The organism is Pseudomonas syringae, assembly GCF_001698815.1.
GTDB classification, from domain to species: Bacteria; Pseudomonadota; Gammaproteobacteria; order Pseudomonadales; family Pseudomonadaceae; genus Aquipseudomonas; species Aquipseudomonas syringae_A.
Map to the genome: position 1 here is coordinate 25,476 of NZ_LGSI01000051.1, position 22,509 is coordinate 47,984.

20 protein-coding genes and 1 pseudogene are annotated in these 22,509 nt (G+C 58.6%); 8 read left to right on the plus strand and 13 right to left on the minus strand.

The genetic code is table 11. The features are described from left to right. Nucleotides 1-3: 3 nt before the first annotated feature. From AFK24_RS17420 to AFK24_RS17440, 5 genes are read right to left on the minus strand one after another with little or no spacing between them, the layout of a single operon-like run. The gene (locus AFK24_RS17420) at nucleotides 4-1,065 is read right to left on the minus strand and encodes an AAA family ATPase (RefSeq protein WP_065834408.1); all 1,062 of its coding nucleotides are present in this window, start codon (nucleotides 1,063-1,065) and stop codon (nucleotides 4-6) included. Then, nucleotides 1,062-2,279 (minus strand): DUF4350 domain-containing protein, encoded by a 1,218-nt coding sequence (locus AFK24_RS17425; RefSeq protein ID WP_065834409.1) that lies wholly within the window; start codon nucleotides 2,277-2,279, stop codon nucleotides 1,062-1,064. The genes AFK24_RS17420 and AFK24_RS17425 overlap by 4 nt, the downstream gene beginning before the upstream one ends. Then, nucleotides 2,276-3,865 (minus strand): DUF4129 domain-containing protein, encoded by a 1,590-nt coding sequence (locus AFK24_RS17430; RefSeq protein ID WP_065834410.1) that lies wholly within the window; start codon nucleotides 3,863-3,865, stop codon nucleotides 2,276-2,278. Before AFK24_RS17430 ends, AFK24_RS17425 begins: the two co-directional genes overlap by 4 nt. Continuing rightward, complete coding sequence (locus AFK24_RS17435) at nucleotides 3,852-4,832, minus strand: stage II sporulation protein M (RefSeq protein ID WP_065834411.1); 981 nt, start codon at nucleotides 4,830-4,832, stop codon at nucleotides 3,852-3,854. The genes AFK24_RS17430 and AFK24_RS17435 overlap by 14 nt, the downstream gene beginning before the upstream one ends. Beyond that, nucleotides 4,829-5,554 (minus strand): RDD family protein, encoded by a 726-nt coding sequence (locus tag AFK24_RS17440; protein ID WP_065834412.1) that lies wholly within the window; start codon nucleotides 5,552-5,554, stop codon nucleotides 4,829-4,831. The genes AFK24_RS17435 and AFK24_RS17440 overlap by 4 nt, the downstream gene beginning before the upstream one ends. Before the next feature lie 214 nt (nucleotides 5,555-5,768). Here AFK24_RS17440 and sbcB point away from each other — a divergent pair, with 214 nt between their 5' ends. Continuing rightward, nucleotides 5,769-7,199, plus strand: a complete 1,431-nt coding sequence (sbcB, locus tag AFK24_RS17445; protein WP_080482198.1) for an exodeoxyribonuclease I — start codon at nucleotides 5,769-5,771, stop codon at nucleotides 7,197-7,199. Nucleotides 7,200-7,288: 89 nt separating this feature from the next. On the opposite strand, the gene mvaT is transcribed toward sbcB, so the two are convergent. Further along, nucleotides 7,289-7,669 (minus strand): histone-like nucleoid-structuring protein MvaT, encoded by a 381-nt coding sequence (mvaT, locus tag AFK24_RS17450; protein WP_020293038.1) that lies wholly within the window; start codon nucleotides 7,667-7,669, stop codon nucleotides 7,289-7,291. 355 nt (nucleotides 7,670-8,024) lie between these two features. On the opposite strand from mvaT, the gene purU reads away from it, so the two are divergent. Together purU and AFK24_RS31215 are read left to right on the plus strand one after the other, a co-directional pair. Then, nucleotides 8,025-8,876: a formyltetrahydrofolate deformylase gene (gene purU, locus AFK24_RS17455; protein ID WP_065834414.1), complete on the plus strand. Its 852-nt coding sequence runs from the start codon at nucleotides 8,025-8,027 to the stop codon at nucleotides 8,874-8,876. 94 nt (nucleotides 8,877-8,970) lie between these two features. Beyond that, entirely contained in the window at nucleotides 8,971-9,147 is a 177-nt protein-coding gene (locus AFK24_RS31215) for a hypothetical protein (RefSeq protein ID WP_170826351.1), read from the plus strand. 1 nt (nucleotide 9,148) lies between these two features. Here AFK24_RS31215 and AFK24_RS17460 read toward each other — a convergent pair whose 3' ends face one another. The 5 genes and pseudogenes from AFK24_RS17460 to AFK24_RS32105 all read right to left on the minus strand — a co-directional run. Next, nucleotides 9,149-10,144: a lysylphosphatidylglycerol synthase transmembrane domain-containing protein gene (locus tag AFK24_RS17460; protein ID WP_065834415.1), complete on the minus strand. Its 996-nt coding sequence runs from the start codon at nucleotides 10,142-10,144 to the stop codon at nucleotides 9,149-9,151. Beyond that, on the minus strand, nucleotides 10,141-10,920 hold the full coding sequence (locus tag AFK24_RS17465; RefSeq protein WP_065834416.1) for a DUF2334 domain-containing protein: 780 nt from the start codon (nucleotides 10,918-10,920) through the stop codon (nucleotides 10,141-10,143). Before AFK24_RS17465 ends, AFK24_RS17460 begins: the two co-directional genes overlap by 4 nt. After that, the gene (locus tag AFK24_RS17470; RefSeq protein ID WP_065834600.1) at nucleotides 10,913-12,004 is read right to left on the minus strand and encodes a glycosyltransferase family 4 protein; all 1,092 of its coding nucleotides are present in this window, start codon (nucleotides 12,002-12,004) and stop codon (nucleotides 10,913-10,915) included. The genes AFK24_RS17465 and AFK24_RS17470 overlap by 8 nt, the downstream gene beginning before the upstream one ends. A 185-nt stretch (nucleotides 12,005-12,189) precedes the next feature. After that, complete coding sequence (locus tag AFK24_RS32100; RefSeq protein ID WP_430962167.1) at nucleotides 12,190-12,954, minus strand: methyl-accepting chemotaxis protein; 765 nt, start codon at nucleotides 12,952-12,954, stop codon at nucleotides 12,190-12,192. A 93-nt stretch (nucleotides 12,955-13,047) separates the two neighbouring features. Then, nucleotides 13,048-14,079: pseudogene (locus AFK24_RS32105) on the minus strand (HAMP domain-containing protein); the annotation flags it as partial. 190 nt (nucleotides 14,080-14,269) lie between these two features. Between AFK24_RS32105 and AFK24_RS17480 the strand changes: the two are divergent. Then, nucleotides 14,270-15,760: a helicase HerA-like domain-containing protein gene (locus tag AFK24_RS17480; RefSeq protein WP_065834418.1), complete on the plus strand. Its 1,491-nt coding sequence runs from the start codon at nucleotides 14,270-14,272 to the stop codon at nucleotides 15,758-15,760. 60 nt (nucleotides 15,761-15,820) lie between these two features. Here AFK24_RS17480 and AFK24_RS17485 read toward each other — a convergent pair whose 3' ends face one another. Beyond that, complete coding sequence (locus AFK24_RS17485; RefSeq protein WP_065834419.1) at nucleotides 15,821-17,293, minus strand: inorganic phosphate transporter; 1,473 nt, start codon at nucleotides 17,291-17,293, stop codon at nucleotides 15,821-15,823. Nucleotides 17,294-17,529: 236 nt separating this feature from the next. Then, nucleotides 17,530-17,727, minus strand: coding sequence for a hypothetical protein (locus AFK24_RS17490; protein WP_065834420.1), 198 nt, complete (start codon nucleotides 17,725-17,727; stop codon nucleotides 17,530-17,532). Between the two features lie 856 nt (nucleotides 17,728-18,583). Between AFK24_RS17490 and pcaR the strand changes: the two genes are divergently transcribed. The 4 genes from pcaR (at nucleotide 18,584) to pcaF (ending at nucleotide 22,402) form a co-directional block, all read left to right on the plus strand. After that, a complete protein-coding gene (gene pcaR, locus AFK24_RS17500) occupies nucleotides 18,584-19,426 on the plus strand; it encodes a pca regulon transcriptional regulator PcaR (RefSeq protein WP_065834422.1) in 843 nt (280 codons plus the stop codon). Between the two features lie 143 nt (nucleotides 19,427-19,569). Next, nucleotides 19,570-20,424: a CoA transferase subunit A gene (locus AFK24_RS17505; protein ID WP_065834423.1), complete on the plus strand. Its 855-nt coding sequence runs from the start codon at nucleotides 19,570-19,572 to the stop codon at nucleotides 20,422-20,424. Further along, nucleotides 20,421-21,203, plus strand: coding sequence for a CoA-transferase subunit beta (locus tag AFK24_RS17510; protein ID WP_170826358.1), 783 nt, complete (start codon nucleotides 20,421-20,423; stop codon nucleotides 21,201-21,203). The genes AFK24_RS17505 and AFK24_RS17510 overlap by 4 nt, the downstream gene beginning before the upstream one ends. Then, nucleotides 21,200-22,402 (plus strand): 3-oxoadipyl-CoA thiolase, encoded by a 1,203-nt coding sequence (pcaF, locus tag AFK24_RS17515; protein WP_170826352.1) that lies wholly within the window; start codon nucleotides 21,200-21,202, stop codon nucleotides 22,400-22,402. The genes AFK24_RS17510 and pcaF overlap by 4 nt, the downstream gene beginning before the upstream one ends. Nucleotides 22,403-22,509: the final 107 nt, after the last annotated feature.

The window sequence follows — 22,509 nt, forward strand, 5'->3', positions numbered from 1 at the left end:
GTTTCACAGGCGCGGCGCCGGGACCTGATCGAGCATTTGCCGCAGCACCTGATCCACGGAAAGGCCTTCGATATCCAGGTCTGGGGACAGCCGCACTCGGTGACGTAATACCGCCAGGGCGCAGCCTTTTATATCGTCGGGAATCACGAACTCACCGCCGCGCAGCAAAGCCCGGGCGCGACCGCCGCGCACCAGTGCGATGGAAGCGCGTGGACCTGCGCCCAGCGTCAGGCCGGGCCATGTGCGAGTGGCGCGCGCCAGACGCACGGCATAATCGAGCACCTGTTCATCCAGTGGCAGTTCGCTGGCGATACGTTGCAGGACCTGAACCTCCTTGGCCTGCAGGATCACCCGCAGTGGCTGCACGTCGAGCATGTCGGCGCGGGTCGAACGGGTAACCTGGCGCACCATGTTCAGCTCTTCGGCGATATCGGGGTAGTCCATGCGCAGCTTGAGCATGAAGCGATCCAGCTCGGCTTCGGGCAGTGGATAAGTGCCTTCCTGTTCGATCGGGTTCTGGGTCGCCAGCACCATGAATGGCTGGGCGATGGGCAACGCCCGACCTTCGAGCGTGACCTGACGTTCCTGCATGGCTTCGAGCAGCGCGGCTTGGGTCTTGGCCGGAGCCCGGTTGATTTCGTCGGCCAGCAAGAGGTTTGTGAACAGCGGTCCCTTGCGCAATTTGAACTGCTCGGTCTGCATGTCGTACACGGCATGGCCGGTGACATCGCTGGGCATCAGGTCGGGGGTGAACTGGATGCGCGCGAAGTCGGCGCCAATGCAGCGGGCCAGGGCGCGCACCAGCAAGGTCTTGCCTAGTCCCGGCACACCTTCGATTAGCACATGGCCTGCGCCAATCAAAGCGGTCAATACATCATCGACGACTGCACTCTGGCCGATCACGGCTTTTTGTAGCTCATTGCGCAGGGATTGGGCGAGATGGCTGGCGCGCTGTCGCTGCTGAGCCTGGTTGCTGATGGCGGCCGCAGGTTCGATCACAGGATCAAGAGTGAAATCGACAACAGGTTCGCTGTGGTTCGACGGGTTGGTCGGTTGATCGCTCATAAGGCATTCCTGAGGATTTGCAGGTGGGCCACCTGACGGGTGAAATCAGCATTCGACATTCGCTGCACGGGCCGTGGGCGCAAGGCCTGGCTGATGGCGCTGGTCGGTTGGCGGGTGAGACGCGACAGCACTTGCCACTGATCGGCCACTCCCAGCGTTTCGAAGCCTGGATGACGTTGCCTTGCACGGCGCAGGATATCCAGCTGCAAACTTCGCAATAACGCTTGCTGGCCGCTGCGACGGCGAAGGAAATCGGCGCTGGCCCGCAAGTGTTCGGTCAACTGTCGACGCGCTCGTCCCGCTGGAACCTGCAGTGGGCCATAACGTGTGCCGGCATACCACAACGCGAAGCCGATCAGCAGCGCCAGTGTGGTCAGCGCCAGAGGGAAATGCCGCAGCAACAGGCTGAACAGATTGTCGTGCTGCGTGCGCAACACCATGGTGACCTCGCTGCCCTGGGTCAGATACCAGAGCAGCCAGGCATTGTCGTATTTGGCGATGGCGCGGTTTTTCCACAGGTCGGCATCGGTGACCACAGTAATCAGCCCTTCGCCATAGACCATTTGCAGCATGTGTGTGGCGGCGGCGCTGTTGGCCCAGGACTGCGCCTGATCCAGTGGGTCCTCAAGGTGGAAGCTGGTATCGAAACTCATGTACGCCGGAGCTTCATCGTTTTCGACATACAGACGCGTGAGTTCGGGCCAGGGTATGGCGGGCGCCTTGTGGGTCGGGGCGAGCAACGGGATGACCGGTTTGAATCGCTCATCATCCTGTTGCCGTTCCTGTTCGTGCAGCTCCGTGGTCAGCAATTGATGGATTTGCAGGCGGTCCAGCAACGCGTCGCCACTGCGGCCTTTTTTCTCGTTCCACAGTTGTTCGGCAACAAACAGCAGCCGCCCTCCATTGCGGACCCAGCGCAGCAGCTTGTCGACCTGACCGGGTGTCATGTTTTCCCGGCTGTCGAGCAGCATCAGGGTCTGTGGCAGCTGAGCCTGAGCGGGCAGATTGCCGGGTGTGTCGCTGAGCTGCACCGGAATCGCGCGCTGTCGCAGGAAATTTTCGGCAGCCAGGTAAGGATTGGCGCGCACTTCCGGGGAAGGACCCTGGTCGACCGTTTCTTCGTAGCGCTCAAGGTGTTTGACGAGGTACAGACCAACAAGCGCCAGGGTCAGCAACGCCAGCAGCGCGATCAGTAGCGTTCTGCTTCGGCTCATCGTTGCACCCCGGTCTTGAACAGCTGACGCCAGCTGTCGCAGAGTTCCTGCCCGACATGGGCGGGTGGGAGCTGATGGCCGTAAGCGAGGTTCTGCCAGTGCCGGGTGAGGTCGAGGCTGAAATCATGCAACGGCTGTTGATTCAGATGTGCCACATGTTCCAGCACTTCACCTTCGGTATCGGCGCTTTTCAACGGCAGCCGATAATCAGTGAGCAAGCGGCTGAGCAGCGCCCGATACAGCAGGCCGAGCGCTTCGCGGGGCTGGTTCGGCCACAGTTTTTCGGCGCTGCCCGCTACATCGTCGGGCAGGCTTTCAGCGCCGACCTTGAGCCCGAACATCTGCTGCGGAGCGCTGCGAACCACGCGCGTCTTCGGTGCCTGGCGGCTGACCAGCGTGCTGAACCAGCTTCTATAGCGCCAGATCACCAGACCGATCAAGGCAATGACAGCGTCCCATAACAGCACTTTGATAATTTCGGACGCAACGCTGGCGGCATTGAACAACCAGCTCAGCCATTTGAGCGGCGGGTTGGTTTTGTGCTCGGCTTTGGTTGCGTTGGGTGCCGGCTTTTCTTCGGCAAATCGCCAACCCGAGACAGCTTTGGGGTTCTTGAACGGCGGCTGCTCCAGCAGCGTCTTGATTTGCTGGCGCGCGGCGTCGCTGGACAATGGCTGGTGGGTCAGGCGCGCCGTATTGGGTCCGGCTTCATTTTTTCGAAAGGCGTGTTCTTCCTGGAGTGGAACCGGGCAGCTCAAATCCGCTTGCGCCGACCATGCCGGGGGCGCCAGGGTGGTCAGGATTACCCCGGCACCGATGATCAGCACATAGGCGCTGCCGATCAGTCGCTGGCGCAGGCGACGCAGGACCAACTCGATGTCCCATGCTTCCAGGGCGGTGCGGCGGTTCAGATAAAGCGTGAAGCCGCAGGCAACGTAGATCGGCCCCCAGACAATCAGCACCAGCGCATAAAAAGCGTTGGTCAGGTGCTCCAGCCAATTCCAGCTGCCTTCGATATCCACAAGGGTCCGCCAGCTCCAATCGATTTCGATTTGTTGCGGGATCAGCGCGTAAAACAGGATGCCCATTGCGATCCACAGGCACAGCTCCAGCGCACTGCCCACCAGGGTCAGGCAGCGTGCGGCGCGCAGGTCTTTCTGGCTGAGCAGCCCAATACGCAAACTGCGCTGCGGACCCGACAGGTTTTCCAGTTGTTGCACGGGCAGGGTGAAACTGCGGGCGAGACTGAATCTGCGCCATGTAATGCTGGTCAGCAGTTGCGGTTTCAGCAGGCGAAGCCACGCCTTCAAAGCGCTTTTCAGGGTCGGTGCCGGGCCGAACAATGCCTGGGAAAGGATCAACAGAGGCAGGGGTTCGAAGACCGGCTTCAACCACCAGAACAGCACGATTGCCAGGGTTGGATAGTCCCAGAACACCAGACTCAGCAGGGTGAAAACCGGCAGGGTCACAATGGTCCAGCTGGCCATCAGCAGGCTGCGGTGTTCCTGAGCCAGCAGCACGCCCAGATCGATGGCTTCCCAGGGATTGCGTGGCCGAATCGCCACGCTGGCGTCAGTCAGGCGCATGGGCAATTCGTCCGGCGAAAACCAGATAGCTGATCACCAACGCCCAAAGGGCCGCGCCGACCGCGTATTTAACGGCCGGACCGGGCCAGACCATCGACGACCAATAAGCTTCTATGAATGCCGCGATCAGCAGAAACAGAATCACGCCGTAGACCAACTGCAGGCTTTTTTGCGCCGCAAGTCGCAGCGCTTCACCGCGGGTCAGGCGGCCGGGAGCCAGTAGTGACCAGCCCAGTTTCAAGCCCGCAGCGCCCGCCAGGGCAATGGCCGTCAGCTCGAAGGCGCCATGGCCGACAACGAACGACCAGAACGTCTGGCCGTAGCCGATGCCGGTCAGATGCCCCGCAACGGCGCCGATCATCAGGCCGTTGAAAAACAGGAAGAACAGGCTGCCCAGCCCGAACAGCAACCCGGTCGCATAGGTCTGAAAGGCGATGCCGATGTTATGCATGATGTAGTAGCCGAACATCATCCAGTCATCGCTGGATTCACGTTCCAGTGCCTGACCGATGCGCCGTGCCGTCGGGTCGTACATGCTTTCCATTTCGGTGACCTGCTGGGCATCGATCACGCTGTACACCAGATCGGGAAAGCCATGCACCAGCAGGCCCATGCCGATCAGGCTGCCGAAAAACAGCAGCCCGGCAATCCACACGAATCGCCATTCGGCACGCACCAGACGCGGAAAACCGGCCAATATGAAACTCAAAACCTGCATGCCGACAGCGCTGCGATGGCGATAAAGTTGCTGATGGCCGCGCATGGCCAGTTGCTGCAGCGGATCGATCAGGTGGCTGCTGTAGCCGCGTTCCTGGGCGAGGGCGAGTTGATGGCAGATGCGCCGATAATCGCTGGGGAAATTCCGGCTCGTAGCCGCATCGGCTTTGCCCCTTTCAAGGGCGTCCAGCTGTTCGGTAAACAGCTGCCAGTCAGGCTGGTGACGGCTTTCGAATAGGCTCTGTTTCATGTCGGACCCAGCAGGCCGCGTGCGATCCCGTTGAGATGAACCACCGCCTGCTCGGGGTGAACATGCAGCGGTTGGGCAAGGATCGAAGCCAGTTCGCGGGCGCGCTCTGGTGACAGATCCGCCTGTCGTTCCGCGAAACCGAGAAGCGCGCGCTGCTCTTCCAGGCTCAACACGAATGGCGCGATCACCGGTTCGGCGAAGGGCAGGTCAGGGCGTTGCAACGGCAGGTCGCGATAGACCACCAGCGTTCCTGCGGCAAGATCGCCAAGTCGCTTGAATTGCGGGTGTTGCAGGCAACTTATGGCGCCGATGCTGTAGCCGAAAGGCAGCATGTCGACGAAGCGCAGCAGGTTGCGAATCAGCGAGGAGGTCCAGCCGATGGGCGTGCCGTCATCATGAATGACCCGCAGGCCCATGAAGTGCTTGCCGGGCGTGCGTCCCTGATTCAGCACTTCGAACAGCACCATGTACCACCAGGTGACGAGAAACAGCGCCATGGCGCTCAGGCCCATGCCGAACTTGTCGAAGAAGCTGAACAGCACGAACAGTATTGCCATGGCCAGGGCGCGGATGCCGAAGTCGATGGTAAAGGCGATAGCGCGCGGTACCAAGCCGGCAGGACGCATGATCAAATCGATGCCTTCCGGGGTTTCGATTCGGGTGCGGGTATCCAGTGGCGCGGGTGGCGGTGCGTTCCTTGGCAAAACGTGCGGGGTTGGCATTGTCGGGGACGAGACACCTGAGTGTGATGCTGGAGTTATTGCCAGTTCGGCGCGAGCTAGCCAGCAAGACTAGCCACGGCAGGGATGCTAAGCAACTGAACTCTGAGAGCAGCGGTTGTAAGAAATGGTTTCGATGTGCAACGAATTATCTCTAATTCGCATTTTGCCTATGGGAAGTCCTACACTTTGCCGATCTTTAGTTCAGGATCAGCCCGTGACCTCCAGCATATTCTGGTACGACTACGAAACCACCGGTATCAATCCGCGCAATGACCGCGCACTTCAGGTGGCGGGTATCCGAACGGATGCCGATCTCAATGAAATTGCGGCACCGGTCAATCTTTATTGTCAGCCCAGCGACGATATCCTGCCTCACCCTGCGGCCTGCATGATTACCGGAATCACGCCGGCTCGACTGGCTGAAAGTGGCCTGGGAGAGGCCGAGTTCATGACTCGGGTGCATGCCGAACTGTCGGCCCCCGGTACCTGCGGCGCGGGTTACAACACCTTGCGGTTCGATGATGAAATAACCCGCTACAGCCTGTATCGCAACTTCTTCGATCCTTACGCCCGTGAATGGCAGGGCGGCAACAGCCGCTGGGATCTTATTGATGTGGTGCGTGCCGCTTACGCATTGCGTCCGGACGGCATTGTCTGGCCCGAGGAAGATGGCCGCGTGACGCTCAAACTCGAGCGTCTGACTGCCGCCAACGGCATTGACCACGGGCATGCCCATGACGCGTTATCCGATGTGCGCGCCACTATTGGTCTGGCACGCTTGATTCGGGAAAAACAACCTCGGCTTTATGACTATCTTTTCCAGTTGCGCAGTAAGCAGAAAGTCCAGGAACACATTCGCCTGCTGGAACCACTGGTTCACATTTCCGGAAGATTTTCCGCTGCCCGGCATTACTTGGGTATCGTGATTCCGCTGGCGTGGCATCCGCAGAATCGTAACGCCCTGATTGTCTGCGATTTACATCTGGACCATTCGCCGCTACTGGAGCAAGACCCGGAAATATTGCGTCAGCGGTTATATACCCGGCGCGAAGATCTGGCCGATGGCGAGCTGCCGGTCCCGCTCAAATTGCTGCATATAAATCGTTGCCCGGTAGTCGCACCTTTAAAGGTGCTGCGTGCCGAAGATCAGCAGCGCTTACAACTGGATATGCCAGCTTTGCACGCTCGTGCCCGCGAGCTTCAAGACACGCAGGATGTCTGGCAGGAAAAACTCAAGGCGGTTTACGGGCGTGACGATTTTGCTACCAGCCAGGATCCCGAGCAGCAACTGTATGACGGTTTTATTGGTGATCGTGATCGCAGGCTTTGTGAACAAGTACGCACTGCCGAGCCTGAACAGTTGGCGGCCGAGTCGTGGCCTTTCGATGACCTGCGGTTGCCTGAGTTGTTATTCCGCTACCGCGCCCGTAACTTCCCGCACACCCTGAGCATCGCGGAGCAACAACGCTGGCGTAAATTTTGTCAGGATCGCTTGAAGGCAACGGAATACGGGGCTCCTAATACCTTACAAGGTTTTACAACGTCACTCGCCGAATTGACCCTTAGTGCCACACCCGAGCAGCTCGAGGTATTGAGCCAATGGCAGGATTATGTAGCGCACTTACGCCAACGGCTGGACCTTTGATAAAACGAAACACTTTATTACAGACAATAAAAAACGCCAGATGACTGGCGTTTTTGGACGGTCGCGAAACAAGGCGACCTGCTTCGGGCTTAGCCCAGCAGGGTTGCCCAGCTCTCAACCTCGTCACCGCCCCACTTGGCTTTCCACTCTTTCAGAGTCTTGTGGTTGCCACCTTTGGTTTCAATGACTTCGCCATTGTGCGGGTTTTTATATTGCTTGACCTTGCGAGCACGCTTGGTGCCGGTAGTTTTTACCGCTGCGCCGCGTGGGGACTTGCCAACTTTGGCGTCCGGATCCAGCAGAGCAATGATGTCACGCAGCGATTTTTGATATTCGCCCATCAGCGTGCGCAGTTTGCCTTCGAATTCCAGCTCGGTTTGCAGTTTGTCGTCTTGGGACAAATTCTTCAAACGGGCTTGCAGTTCTTTGATGGCTTCTTCGGTGGCGCGGTATTCGTTGATCAAGGACATGAGGGATACCTTATGTTGTCAGGTGGCAGGGAGACAGTGACGCAATAATAGTCACGCGCTTTGATCAAGTAAACATTAAAGAAAAGTTTTATTTGAATTATTTAGAAATATACACGTTCCTACCGCGTCATAAAACTAGATGGAAGCTGCCGACGCAGTAAAGATGCTCGCTATAACGCTGTTAAAGCAGCGAATGATCAGCTGAGCATCATGTCCGGCGGCTGGATTCAGTAAGGCGGGTGCTGATGGGACGCGAACGCGCAGCGAAGCCACGAATCAGGTCAACAGGAATACTGCAGTTTTGCCGCACAGTCGCTAGAATGGCGACCTTTGCGAAGTTCTGGAGTTTTTTCAAATGCGCACTTTTCGTCTGGTGATAGCTTGCCCGGACCGTGTCGGCATCGTTGCCAAAGTCAGTAACTTTCTGGCGTCCTATAACGGCTGGATCACCGAAGCGAGTCATCACTCGGACAATCTCAGTGGCTGGTTCTTCATGCGTCACGAGATTCGTGCCGATACCTTGCCGTTTGAACTGGAAGCTTTTCGCGAGGCGTTCACGCCAATCGCAGAAGAGTTTTCGATGGATTGGCGTATCACCGATTCAGCGCAGAAGAAGCGTGTGGTGCTGATGGCGAGCCGCGAGTCGCACTGTCTGGCTGATTTGCTGCACCGCTGGCACAGCGATGAGCTCGATTGCGAAATATCCGCAGTGATCTCCAATCACCAGGATTTGCGCAGCATGGTCGAGTGGCACCACATTCCTTATTACCACGTGCCGGTTGATCCAGCCGACAAGGAACCGGCGTTCGCCGAGGTTTCGCGTCTGGTGGCTCATCATCAGGCCGATGTCGTAGTCCTGGCGCGTTACATGCAGATCCTTCCGCCTCAGCTGTGCCGCGAATACGCACATCAGGTCATCAATATTCACCACAGCTTCCTGCCGTCGTTCGTAGGCGCCAAGCCTTACCATCAGGCCTCGCTGCGGGGTGTGAAGTTGATCGGTGCAACTTGCCACTATGTAACCGAAGAACTGGACGCCGGGCCAATCATTGAGCAGGACGTGGTTCGCGTCAGCCACAGCGACAGCATTGAAAACATGGTGCGTTACGGCCGCGATGTGGAAAAAATGGTTCTGGCCCGTGGCCTGCGCTATCACCTGGAAGACCGCGTGCTGGTGCACAACAACAAGACAGTCGTCTTCGACTAATCTGTACGCCAACGGTCCGGCTGGCTGGCTGTATGCAGGCAGGCAGGCAGGCAGGCAGCAGTCGGACGATGACGTGACAGCGAGGTGGAAGCGCGTGACTGATCCTCTTGATAAAGCCACTTCAACAGCGCCCCCGACTTTGGGCGAGGGATGCCTGAGCCGCTACGACCCGGACGCGTTGTCGCCAGAAGACGGCACCGAGTTCGAAGGTGCGGCCGAACTTTGGCAGGATCTGCAAAAAACCTCGGATGAAGCGGACAAGAAGAGCTGAGTTACGCTTCCCGAAGGCGCATCAGCTTGTTCAGCAACGGTCGGCCAACCATCAATAAGAAGATCGGGCCGCCCACCACCAGATAGAAGTAATAGGTCACGGCGCGCCAGATCAGGATCGCGGCGGCTGCTGTGGACTTGCCCACGATCGGCGCCAGCAACGCCGCCGAGGTCAACTCGGCTGCGCCCGCGCCACCTGGCAGCAGGCTGAATTGTCCGGCGCTCAGGGAAAGCATCTGGATCAGAAAACTCCACGCCCATTCCACATCCACGCCAAGTCCGCGCAACGCCAGATACAGCACGCTGTAGCGCAGCCCCCAATGCATGCAGGTCAGCAGGAAAACCCCCGCCAGCCGTTTACGCGGCATTTTCAGGGTGTCGGCCAGCGCATCCCGGAAATGCAGGAGTTTGCGCGCCCATCGTCGGCGGGTGGTGGCTTTGGTATTGAGCCGCTTGAGCAATCGGCCGTTGAATCTGATGACCTGCCGATGAAAGTGGCCGAAGCCCGCGCACAGGCATAAACCACCGACAACCAGCACGCCGCTGACCGTCAGCATCCACTCCATGCGCTCGCCCAGGTGATGAAATACGGCGTAAAACATGATGCCCACCAGTGCCAGCAGGAAGAACAGCAGGTCGCTGAGCTGATCGGTGGCAAACACCGCGCTGCTTTTCGCCGCGCCGACGCCATTGCGCGAAAGTACCGCCATCAAGGTCAACGGTCCGCCGCTGCCGCCGGGTGTGGCGCAATAGGCAAATTCGGCGGCCATCACCACGCCCAGGCTTCGCGGCACGCTGACAGCACTGCTGCTTTCGCCCAACAGCAAACGCAGGCGCATCGTGTTCAGGCACCAGCACACGATGATCATGCCGAACATGCCCAGCAGCAGGGCGAAGGGAAAACTGCCCAGGCGGTGAAACATGTCTGCGCCGCCGAGCACGAAGGGGATCACGATTGCTACCAGCAAACCCGCGCCAAGCCAGAGGATTCGCTTCACGCTGCCGACCTCAGGACTAGCGCCTGTTTTCTCAACCAGCTTGCTTTGGTCATGGGTTGTCTGCCGCTTTCGATGAGTCGTTTCAATAGTTGCAACCAATAGTCGCGTGAATAGCTGTGACGCATGTCCACAGGGTGCAGGCCCAGGCGAATCGTCGAAGCATCCTGCAAGTGCGCTTCGCGATGATCGCTGATGAGTTTCGAGAGACCGCGTCGCCAGGGGCTGCGAGCGCTCCAGACGATACCCGGTGCGTCGATTCGGGAAAAGTCTGGTAGACGATACAGATGTTGCGGGTCGCTCGTGTAATCCAGCGGCAATTGAGACAACGCTCGGCGAGTGCCGTCACTCATCAGCCAGGCCGGCGCGACGAACCCATGCAACGGCCAGCCGTGGCGTTGGAAAAGTTCGATGCCCGATTCGATTCGGCCCAAGGCCTGGGCTTGATCCAGTGCATAAAACTCGCCTTCCCAGGTGTAGATGCGCCGCATGAAATAGTCCCGTGGCGTACGCGCCAGCTGGCCGTCGTCGCAATGATAGTAACCGTGCAAGGCCAATTCGTCGCCCCGGCTCAGTCGTTGCTGCAGCAGGTCCTGAAACTTCAGGTCATCAACAATCGGGTTACGCTTGTGGAAATCCGGCACCACCAGCCAGGTCATGGGAATTGCGCCCATGGCGTCCACCGCTGCGACAAAGGACTGATAGTCCGGCCAGGTTTCTGGCGCTACGTCATGTAGAACCACCAGCACGCTGCGTTCGTTTGAATTGAAGTCAACCATGAGCGAGCGCCGGAGTGCGGCAGTCCAGCACCGCTTGATAGTGTTCGAGCAAACCGCTGACGACGATATCCCAGCTGTAGCGCGCATTCACGTAGTGCCGGGCCGCCTGACCTTTGCCTTCAGGATTGCTGGCGAACAACTCACGCACCGCGCTGGCCATGGCCTGCGAATTGTTGGGTGGGCAGAGCAGGCCGCATTCCCGGGGCAGAATTTCGGTGAATGCCCCGGCTGCCACGGCCACCACGGGAATTCCGCTGGCCATGGCTTCGAGGACGACCAGGCCGAAGGTTTCCTGATCACCTGCATGAATGAGGGCGTCAGCGCTGGCCAACAACCGCGCGACTTCGGAGGCGGCGCAGAAATGGCCGATCACCGAAACGTTATCCGGAACCTGGGTGGGCATGTGCGATCCGACCAGCAACAGGTGATAACCCGCACCCAGCCGCTTCATGCAGTCGAGCAGCACGGGCAGATTTTTCTCTTTGGAGCCACGTCCGGCAAAAATCAGCAGACGTGTATCTTCGCTGAGGCCAAGTTCGGCCTTGAGCGCGGGATCGCGCAACCCTGGATTGAACGTGACCAGATCCACCCCGAGCGGCTGCACGTAGACATTCTCGACGCCCAGGCTAATGAGCTTGTCGGCCATTACTTTGCTGGGCGCCAGCACCCGATCAAAATTGCCATACAGCTTGCTGACGTAGGCTTCGACGTTGGTACCCAGCCAGCTGCCCACGCGATTGCTCACCAACAGCGGCAGGTCGGAATGATAGAAACCGATCACTGGCACATCCAATTGACGGCGTGCGTCCAGTGCTGCCCAGGCAGTGAGATAGGGGTCGCCGACTTCGATCAGATCCGGCTTCAAGGCTTGTAGGACATTTCGCCAAGGCGCCACCCGCAACGGAAAACGGTAGCCGTTGCCGAAGGGCAGGGCTGGCGCGGGTACTTTATAGATGCCGTCTCGGTGACTGAAACCGGGGCCGGGCACCAGCAGGCTGTGCCGAACGCCAGGCCGCAGGCCCAGACGACGATGCTTGGCGTCAAGGTAGGTACGAACGCCACCGCTGGCTGGGGCGTAGAACATGGTCATGTCAGCGATATGCACGTGAACATTCCTCCAGTGTGTCGTCGTCCTAAACGTTGACCACTGACAAGAATAGTTGTTCGGCGCAACGTGGCGGCTGGCATCGTAGCAACAGACGCGCCAAACCTGAGGAAAGGGCGCCGCGCCTCGGGTAGACGCGGCAGTAACTGCGGGGGCTGGTCGGATTAGATGCGGAAGCTGCCGACCAGATGCTTCAGACGAGCGGCCTGTTGTTCCAGGTCCGAGCAGGCGCGCAGGGTCGATTGCAGGTTCTCGACGCCTTCCTGATTAAGGGTGTTGATTTCGGTGATATCGACGTTGATCGATTCGACCACCGACGTCTGTTCTTCGGTCGCGGCGGCCACCGACTGGTTCATGCCATCGATCTCACCGATGCGTCGGGTCACGCTGCCCAGTCGCTCGCCGGCCTGATTGGCAATGGTCACGCTCTCCTGGCTATGGCGTTGGCTTTCGCCCATGGTCGCCACCGAATCTCGCGCGCCGACCTGCAATTCCTCGATCATCTTCTGCACTTGTTGCGACGATTCCTGCGTCCGGTAGGCCAGGTTGCGCACCTCGTCAGCGACCACGGCAAAACCACGCCCGGCTTCCCCGGCCCGTGCCGCTTCGATAGCCGCGTTGAGCGCCAGCAAGTTGGTCTGCTGGGAAATACTGGTAATGACTTCCAGGATTTGCCCGATATTTACGGTTTTGCTGTTCAGCGCCTCGATATTCACGCTCGACGTGCTGATCGTCGACGACAACTTGTTCATCGACTCGATGCTTTGCTCAACTACCCGTTGACCTTCTTCGGCCAGCGTGCGCGCGTCACTTGCCTGTTGCGAAGCCTGCGCTGCGTTGTGGGCAATTTCCTGAGCGGCCGCGCCCAATTGATTGATCGCTGCGGCGACACTGTTGGTGCGATTGGATTGTTCGTCGGAATTGACCATCGATGAATTGGAAGCGCTGACAACTCTCAACGCCACTTCGTTGACCAGTTGGGTCGCCGAGGACACTTCGCGGATCGAGCTGTGAATACGCTCCACGAAACGATTGAACGCGGTGCCCAAGATGCCGAATTCGTCCTGCGCCTGAACGGTCAGGCGTTTGGTTAAATCGCCTTCACCGTCGGCGATGTCCTGCATGGCGCGGGTCATGACGTGCAAGGGTTGCAGCAGCAGGCGAATGAGCATGCCCAACAAGGCAATAATAATCACCACCGCGATTACTGTGGCGATGACGGCCGAAGTGCGGAACTGGCTGAGCATGGCGAACGCTTTATCTTTATCGATGCTCAAGCCCAGGTACCAGTTCACCGAAGGCAGGCCCTTGATTGGCGCAAAGGTGAAGATGCGGGTCTTGCCGTCAACTTCCACTTCGCTCCAGTCGCTGCTGATGCGCGGCGTTTCCTGTGGATAAATCTCTTTCAGGGACTTCATTACCTTGGCTTTGTCCGGGTTGACCAGGACTTTGCCGTCGGCACTGACCAGGAACGCGTAACCCATGCCATCGAAGTTCAGCGCGTTGATGATCTTGACGATGATATTCAGGTTCAGGTCGCCGCCGGCCACGCCGATGGTCTGCCCCGCCTTGGTGACCGGCGTGGCGATCGTGATGATCAATTCGCCGTTCGAGGCATCGGTGTAGGGTTCGGTCAGCATGGTGCTGCCATTGGTCAACGCGCCTTTATACCAGGGGCGCGTGCGGGGATCGTAATCGGCTGGCAGTTCACTGGCCGGGAGGCTGATGAACTTGCCAGCGCTATCGCCCAGATACGCAAAGTCGAATGTCGACGCCAGGGCCTTTTGACCAAGCAGACTGGTGACGGTGGCGGGGTCGGGATTGTTGGCAATGGTCTGGGCAACGTTTTCCACCAGCAGGATGCGCCCGGACAGCCAGTTCTGAATATTGGTGGCAGTACTGTTGCCCATTTCCTGAAGATAATTATTCAGGTCATCTCGAATGGCATTACGTTGCAGGTAATCGTTATACAGAGTGAAAGAGGCAAAGGCGGCAATCACGATCAGTGAAGCGGCAAGCAGAATTTTATGGCTGAATTTCAGAGTTTTATTCATATCGTGATAGGTCCGCTAAGGTTTATTCCGTACCAGACGCGTGTCGGGCGACTGCCTGGTCGGGAGTACCACGAAAAATGGTCAATACTTTCTCTCACTCCTTTAAGAAAAATCCGACAAATTTCCAGGTCTTTGGGTGTTATCAAACCTATCGACCCCTCAGATATAAAGTTTAAAGACAGGTGACGAAATGCTCGAATCTCAGCAGTTTGTTATTGGCGCCAATCTCGATGGGCAACCGGTAACCCAGGATATACGACTGGCGAACCGACATGGCCTGGTAGCTGGCGCGACCGGCACTGGCAAAACGGTGACGTTGCAGCGTCTGGCGGAAGCCTTTAGTGATGCGGGCATTGCCGTGTTTGCCGCGGACATAAAGGGCGATCTTTGCGGCTTGGGCGCAACCGGAGAGCCGCAGGGCAAGATTGCCGAACGAATCGCCGGCATGCCCTGGTTGAATCACACGCCGCAGGCTTATCCCGTCACGTTGTGGGATATCCACGGTCAGAGCGGTCATCCATTGCGCACAACCTTGACGGAAATGGGGCCGCTACTGTTGGGCAGTCTTCTGGAACTGACCGACAGCCAGCAGTCGGCGTTGTACGCGGCTTTCAAAGTGGCCGACCAGGAAGGACTGCTGCTGCTCGATATCAAAGACCTCAAGGCGCTGCTCAATCATCTGCGCGACAATCCGCAGTTGCTCGGCGAAGACAGCTCGCTGCTGACCACCGGGTCGAGCCAGGCCTTGCAGCGGCGTCTGGCCATTCTGGAGCAACAAGGCGCCGAAGCCTTGTTCGGCGAACCTGCGCTGCAACTCGAAGATATTCTGCAACCGGCCCGCGACGGGCGCGGGCGTATTCATTTGCTCGACGCCAGCCGTCTGGTGCACGAAGCGCCGAAGGTTTACGCGACCTTCCTGCTGTGGTTGCTGGCGGAACTGTTCGAGCAATTGCCGGAGCGCGGCGATGCCGATAAACCGTTGTTGGCGTTGTTCTTCGATGAGGCGCATCTGCTGTTTGCCGATACGCCCAAGGCGTTACAGGAACGACTTGAGCAAGTGGTGCGGCTGATTCGTTCCAAGGGTGTCGGCGTGTACTTCGTCACGCAATCGCCGGGCGACCTGCCGGATGATGTGCTGGCGCAACTGGGCCTGCGTATCCAGCACGGCTTGCGAGCGTTTACTGCCAAAGAGCAAAAGTCCTTGCGCGCGGTGGCCGACGGCTTCAGGCCCAATCCCGATATCGATACCTTGGCGGTGCTGACCGAACTGGGCATTGGTGAGGCGCTGGTCGGCACCTTGCAGGCCAAAGGTACGCCAGCCATGGTCCAGCGGGTGCTGGTCGCACCGCCCCAATCGCGCATCGGGCCGCTGAGCGCAGGCGAGCGGGCGAGCCTGATCGCTCAGTCACCCTTCGTCGGTCGTTATGACAAGCCTGTGGATCGCGAGTCCGCTTATGAAATGTTGATCGCCCGCAAGATTGCGACGCCTGACGACGGCCAAGTGCCTGAAAAAAGCGCGAAGGAACAGGATAGCTTCAGCGACATGGCGGGCGAATGGCTGGGCGGCGTGGCAGGGCAGGCCATGAAAAGCGCGGTGCGACAAGCCGCCAATCAGCTGGGCCGTCAGTTGGTGCGCGGTTTGATGGGGTCGTTGCTGGGCGGGGCAAAAAAACGGCGGTGAGTCAGGAGTAGCGCCATCGCGGTTTGCCCGCGATGGCGCTGCTTACTTACCTGATGGCGGTCAAGCCAGAACTTTCGAAGCGACCCAGAATAAACCGGCCGACAGCCCGACAGTCGCTGGCAGGGTCAGCACCCAGGCCAGCAGGATGTTGCGGACCGTGCCGCCTTGCAGGCCACTTTTATTCGCGACCATGGTGCCGGCCACGCCAGACGACAGAATATGCGTCGTGGAAACCGGCAGGCTGAACACGTTAGCCAAGGCGATGGCGCTGGCGGTGGTGATCTGTGCCGACATGCCTTGAGCGTAAGTCATGCCTTGTTTGCCGATCTTCTCGCCAATGGTCAGAACCACACGCTTCCAGCCGACCATGGTGCCGACACCCAATGCCAGCGCGACCGCCAGAATCACCCAGAACGGCGCGTATTCGGTGGTGACCGTGAGGTCTTTACGCAGCTTGTCCAGATCGGACTTTTCACGTGCGTCCAGGGTTGGCAGTTTGGCCACCTTGCGCGCAGTGTCGTCTAGGCAAAGCAAATAACGACGCACTTCAATGCGGCGTTCGGCCGGCAGCGCGTGATAATCGGAAACACCTTTCAATGTATCGAGCAGGGCGTCGATGGTGGGTTCGGTCTGATCCGGATTGCAGCTTGAACTGGCCGGCAGATCACCTTTCTCCGCTTTACCCAGGGCCAGGAACTCGCCCAGTGTCGCGCTGTTGCGGTTATAGAACTGACTCAGGTGCAGGGTCGCATCGCGAGTACGTTCGATCTGGTACGTGGTGCTGCTCAAGTCCAGAACGAACTGGCTAGGCACGATGCCAATCAGCACCAGCATGATCAGGCCGATGCCTTTCTGGCCATCGTTGGAACCATGCACGAAGCTCACCGCCATGGCGGAAATCACCAGTACCAGGCGATTCCAGAAGGGCGGATGCTTTTTGTCATCGAGTTTGCGGCGCTGATCCGGCGTCTTGTGCATCTTCGATTGCGGACGCCACCATTTCAGCCCGATCAGCACCAGTGCGGCGACGAGGAAACCGGCCAGCGGCGAGAACACCAGCGAAGCGCCGATATCGATTGCTTTCTGCCAGTTCACGCCATCGGCCAACGGGATGTCGTTGATCAACGCGTTCGCCAGGCCCACACCGAGGATCGAACCGATCAGCGTGTGCGAACTGGACGCCGGAATGCCGAAGTACCAGGTGCCGAGGTTCCACGTGATGGCCGCTGCCAGGAGTGAGAACACCATGGCAAGGCCGTGGCCGGTGTTTACGTTGATCAACAACTCGACCGGCAGCAGGTGAACGATGGCATATGCCACGCCGACCCCGCCCAGCAGCACGCCGAGAAAGTTGAACACACCCGAGAAGAACACTGCCAGATGAGGCGGCATGGCTTTGGTGTAAATGACTGTCGCCACCGCGTTGGCGGTGTCATGAAAGCCGTTGATGAACTCGAAGGTGAGGACGAAAGCCAGGGCGAGCAGCAAGCTCACAAGTACCCAAGCATCTAGCCCGCTGAATAAATCGATCATGAAGGTTTTCTGACCCGGTCTGAAGGGGGCGGGATTATGACAGAAAAAATACTGATCGATGTGTCAGCCGCTCACTGGTATCGCCAGACAATGAAAATCAGTGCATAAATACCCCGCCCCTGAGTTGGTCGGGGAAGCCGTAATGCACTTGTTTCATGACTGCAACCCAGAGACGCAATTGCCTTGAAGAGGTCGACCGAGTCCGCCAAACGCCGTGCGCCGGGGATTGGGAGGTGTTAGAGCTCTTCTTTCAGGTCGTTTTCCATCTTCTGCAATTCTTGCTTGAACGCTTGATCCAGCAGACTGGCTTTTTTGCGCCAAGGCTTGCGTTCTGGCTCTGGTTGCGCGGCGTAGGTGGTGATTTCCCCGCCGTAAACATCCTTGAAACGTTGTTCCTTGCGCTCAAGTTCCGCGCGCAGTTCATCTTTCGTCACTGTATTACCTGATTAAGTTGAGTTAACTCTGGTGATATCGCAAGCGCAGAAGTGTTCGAACATGATCATCCCAACGTACGACGCTGTAATGGCCGACCGGCCAGACAGATACCCTGGGACCTGGAACATGAAGCTGAACGTCTTCTTGCTGCTCGCGGCTACGGACACCAGAAACAGCGCTGTCGTAGCGACAAGGTCAAGTTGCAAACGCGATAGCTATATTGGCGGCAGTATTCATTTCGCAGGATTAAGAAGCGATGCACCGCTGCAGTGCAGTGATTCAGGTATGAGAACCGGGTATGGCGGTGCGCCTTGCATTCACTGCGAATCGTTATTGCCAGCCAATTGACTGACACTATCTCCAAGAACTTCAGTCTCGTCAACTATATGTGAAGGTTGAGTAGCCGACGACTTCACTAAGGGCGAATTTTCTGTACGACTGTTCCGAAGTTCAGGTGGGTGATGAATATTACGAAACTTTCATACACGTGATATTGACGCAGTCGGCCAAAATTCTGACGTTTTTTTGCAACCGCATGAACTGCATTGGCTGTTTTGCTTTGTGCAAAAAGGGCGTGAGGGAGAGAAATGGCTTTAGGCTATCAATGCGCAGAAATAAAAACGGCCTTGCTTAGTGGGCAAGGCCGCGCCTAGGACTTCTCAGTGGGTACCTGACCAGTATTTCCAAGAAGCCACTTATTGGCAGGTGAAAGGTATAAGTATCTTCGCAGTGGGTCAATTGCGATTATCGGCCAGTTGTTCGATAATCGCCCAAAGTGTTAAGGGCTGCGGGTTCCAAAACCCTTGAAAGTGGCGGTATATAAGGCCTGAAAGGGTATGGGTGAAGGTAAAAACGATGAACGACGAACTGCGTAATTCTTTCGCCTCGCTGGCGCCGCCGATCGTGGCGTCGCCCGCCAAGCGCATTCAGGCTTTTACCGGTGACCCGGATTTCATGACTTCACTGGCGCGTGGGCTGGCGGTGATCCATGCGTTTCAGGAACGTAAACGCCATCTGACCATCGCCCAGATCAGCCACCGCACGGAAATTCCCCGCGCTGCCGTGCGCCGCTGTTTATTAACCCTGATCAAACTCGGCTACGCGACAACGGACGGGCGTACCTATTCATTGCTGCCCAAGGTGCTGACCTTGGGTCATGCTTACTTGTCGTCGACGCCGCTGGCGGTTTCCTCCCAGCCGTATCTGGATCGCATGAGTGATCTGCTGCACGAGGCGTGCAACATGGCGACCCTCGAAGGCGACGACATTCTTTACATCGCGCGCTCGGCGACGACCCAGCGGTTGATTTCCGTGGACCTGGCGGTGGGCGGTCGGCTACCGGCGTATTGCACTTCCATGGGCCGGATCCTGCTGGCAGCGCTGGATGATGTTTCCCTGCACGAATACCTGGATCACGTGGATTTGCAGCCCAAGACCAGCCGCACCATTCGCACGCAACAGGAATTGCTCGAATGCTTGCAGCAGGTTCGCCAGCAAGGTTGGTGCATTGTCGACCAGGAGCTGGAACAAGGCCTGCGTTCCATTGCCGTGCCGGTTTACGATGCGTCGGGTCAGGTATTGGCCGCGCTCAATGTCAGCACCAGCGCCGGGCGGGTCGCACGCAGCGATCTGGAGCAGCGTTTCCTGCCGATCATGCTGGATGCCAGTCGGGATCTGAGCACGCAGCTGTTTACTTGAGCCGAATCTAATTTTGTGCGATTAACGAACACTTAGTCGATTATCGGATTGTTTGCCTGGGTGCCCCGGCATAACCTCACTTCCATTCCAGCGCAGAAGTTTTGCGCTGTCCAATGACAAGATTTGAGTTCGGGAGCACCCTCATGGCTGAAATACTTTCTCTACGCGACGCCGTGAAGCAATTCGTCAACGATGGCGACACCGTTGCGCTGGAAGGCTTCACCCATCTGATCCCAACCGCTGCTGGCCACGAAATCATCCGTCAGGGCAAAAAGGATCTGACTCTGGTGCGTATGACGCCGGACCTGATCTACGACCAGTTGATCGGTGCCGGTTGCGCCAAGCGCCTGATCTTTTCCTGGGGCGGCAATCCTGGTGTTGGTTCGCTACACCGTCTGCGTGATGCCGTCGAAAAGCAGTGGCCGCATTCGATCGAGATTGAAGAGCACAGCCACGCCGACCTGGCCAATGCTTACGTCGCAGGTGCTTCCGGGTTGCCGTTTGCCGTGCTGCGCGCCTATGCCGGTTCCGATCTGCCCAAGGTCAACCCGCTGATCAAGACCGTCACTTGCCCGTTCACCGGCGAAGTGCTCGCTGCGGTGCCTGCGGTGCGTCCCGATGTCACCGTGATTCATGCACAGAAAGCCGACCGCAAAGGCAACGTGCTGCTGTGGGGCATTCTCGGTGTGCAGAAAGAAGCCGCATTGGCTGCCAAGCGTTGCATCGTGACCGTCGAAGAAATCGTCGATGACCTGCAAGCGCCGATGAACGCCTGCGTCCTGCCGACCTGGGCTTTGAGCGCGGTTTGCCTGGTGCCGGGCGGCGCGCACCCTTCTTATGCCCATGGTTACTACGAGCGCGACAACCGTTTCTACCAGGCCTGGGACGCGATTGCCCGCGACCGCGCAAGCTTCACCGCCTGGATCGACGAATACATTCTGGGCACCGCTGATTTCAGCAAGTTTCAGCAAAAGCTGGCCGCACCGGAGGCAAAATAATGAACTACTCCACCAATGAAATGATGACCATTGCCGCCGCACGTCGCTTGCGCAATGGAGCGGTCTGCTTCGTCGGCATCGGCCTGCCTTCCAAGGCGGCCAACCTGGCGCGGCTGACGTCCTCGCCGGATGTGGTGCTGATTTACGAATCTGGCCCGATTGGCGCCAAGCCTTCGGTATTGCCGCTGTCGATTGGTGACGGCGAACTGGCTGAAACCGCCGACACCGTAGTGTCCACCAGCGAAATCTTCCGCTACTGGCTGCAAGGCGGCCGGGTCGACGTCGGCTTCCTCGGCGCCGCGCAAGTCGACCGTTTCGGCAATATCAACACCACGGTCGTCGGCGATTATCACAATCCTAAAGTGCGTTTGCCGGGTGCCGGTGGGGCGCCGGAAATCGCCGGTTCGGCCAAACAGGTGTTGATCATCCTCAAGCAATCGGCGCGGGCGTTCGTCAACAAGCTCGACTTCATGACCTCGGTTGGCCATGGCGAAGGCGGCGATTCGCGCAAACGCCTGGGCCTGCCGGGCGCCGGACCGGTGGGGATCATCACCGATCTGTGCATCATGGAACCTGAAGCGGACACCAACGAATTTGTCGTCACCACGCTGCATCCGGGCGTGACCCGCGAACAGGTGATTGCCGCCACGGGTTGGGACGTGCGCTTTGCCGAGAACGTCGAGTTTTCCGCCGACCCAACTGATGTTGAATTGACTGCCCTGCGTGATCTGGAAGCGCGAACCGCTGCCGCTCACGGCCAGGCGCCGGGAGAAGCGTGATGCGTGAAGTCTTTATCTGCGATGCGATTCGCACCCCGATTGGTCGCTTCGGCGGCGGATTGGCCAGCGTGCGCGCCGACGATCTGGCCGCCGTGCCGATCAAGGCGCTGATGGAGCGCAACCCCTCAGTGAACTGGAATGAAGTCGACGAAGTGTTCTTCGGCTGCGCCAACCAGGCTGGCGAAGACAACCGCAACGTCGCGCGTATGGCGGCGTTATTGGCGGGCTTGCCCGAGAGCATTCCCGGCGTGACCCTCAACCGGCTTTGCGCTTCGGGGATGGACGCCATCGGTACGGCGTTCCGCGCCATTGCTTCTGGTGAGATGGAGCTGGCGATTGCTGGCGGCGTCGAGTCGATGTCCCGTGCGCCATTTGTCATGGGCAAGGCCGATGCGGCGTATTCGCGCAACATGAAGCTGGAAGACACCACAATCGGTTGGCGCTTCGTCAATCCGCTGATGAAAGCGCAGTACGGTGTCGATTCGATGCCACAAACCGGCGATAACGTCGCCGATGATTTCAAGATTTCTCGAGCCGATCAGGACGCTTTCGCCCTGCGCAGCCAGCAGCGCACTGCCGCCGCCCAGGCTGCGGGCTTTTTCAAAGAGGAAATCGTTGCGGTACGCGTGGCGCACAAGAAGGGCGAAACGGTGGTCGAGCAGGACGAACATCCTCGTGCCGACACCAGCCTGGAAACCCTGAGCAAGCTCAAACCGGTCAATGGTCCTGACAAGACCGTCACCGCGGGCAATGCTTCGGGCGTCAACGATGGCGCCGCAGCGCTGATTCTGGCTTCGGCCGACGCGGTAAAAAAACACGGGCTGACCCCGCGCGCACGGATTCTTGGCATGGCCAGCGCCGGTGTGGCGCCACGCGTCATGGGCATTGGCCCGGTGCCGGCCGTGCGCAAACTGGTGGAACGCCTGGGTCTGGCGGTGGCGGATTTCGATGTGATCGAACTCAACGAAGCATTCGCCAGCCAGGGTTTGGCGGTGTTGCGCGAATTGGGTCTGGCCGACGATGCGCCGCAGGTCAATCCTAACGGCGGCGCCATTGCCCTGGGGCATCCGCTGGGCATGAGCGGCGCGCGCCTGGTGCTGACGGCCTTGCATCAACTGGAAAAAAGCGGCGGCCGCCGAGGCCTGGCGACCATGTGTGTCGGAGTAGGGCAGGGCCTTGCACTGGCGATTGAGCGGTAACGCTACACCCGCAAATTACACTCACCCGAGTCGTCGACTGCCTCCACGAAAAGGCAAATCGACGGCTTGGGTGATTGTTTTTGTGCAGCGCTTACTACGACCGTAGG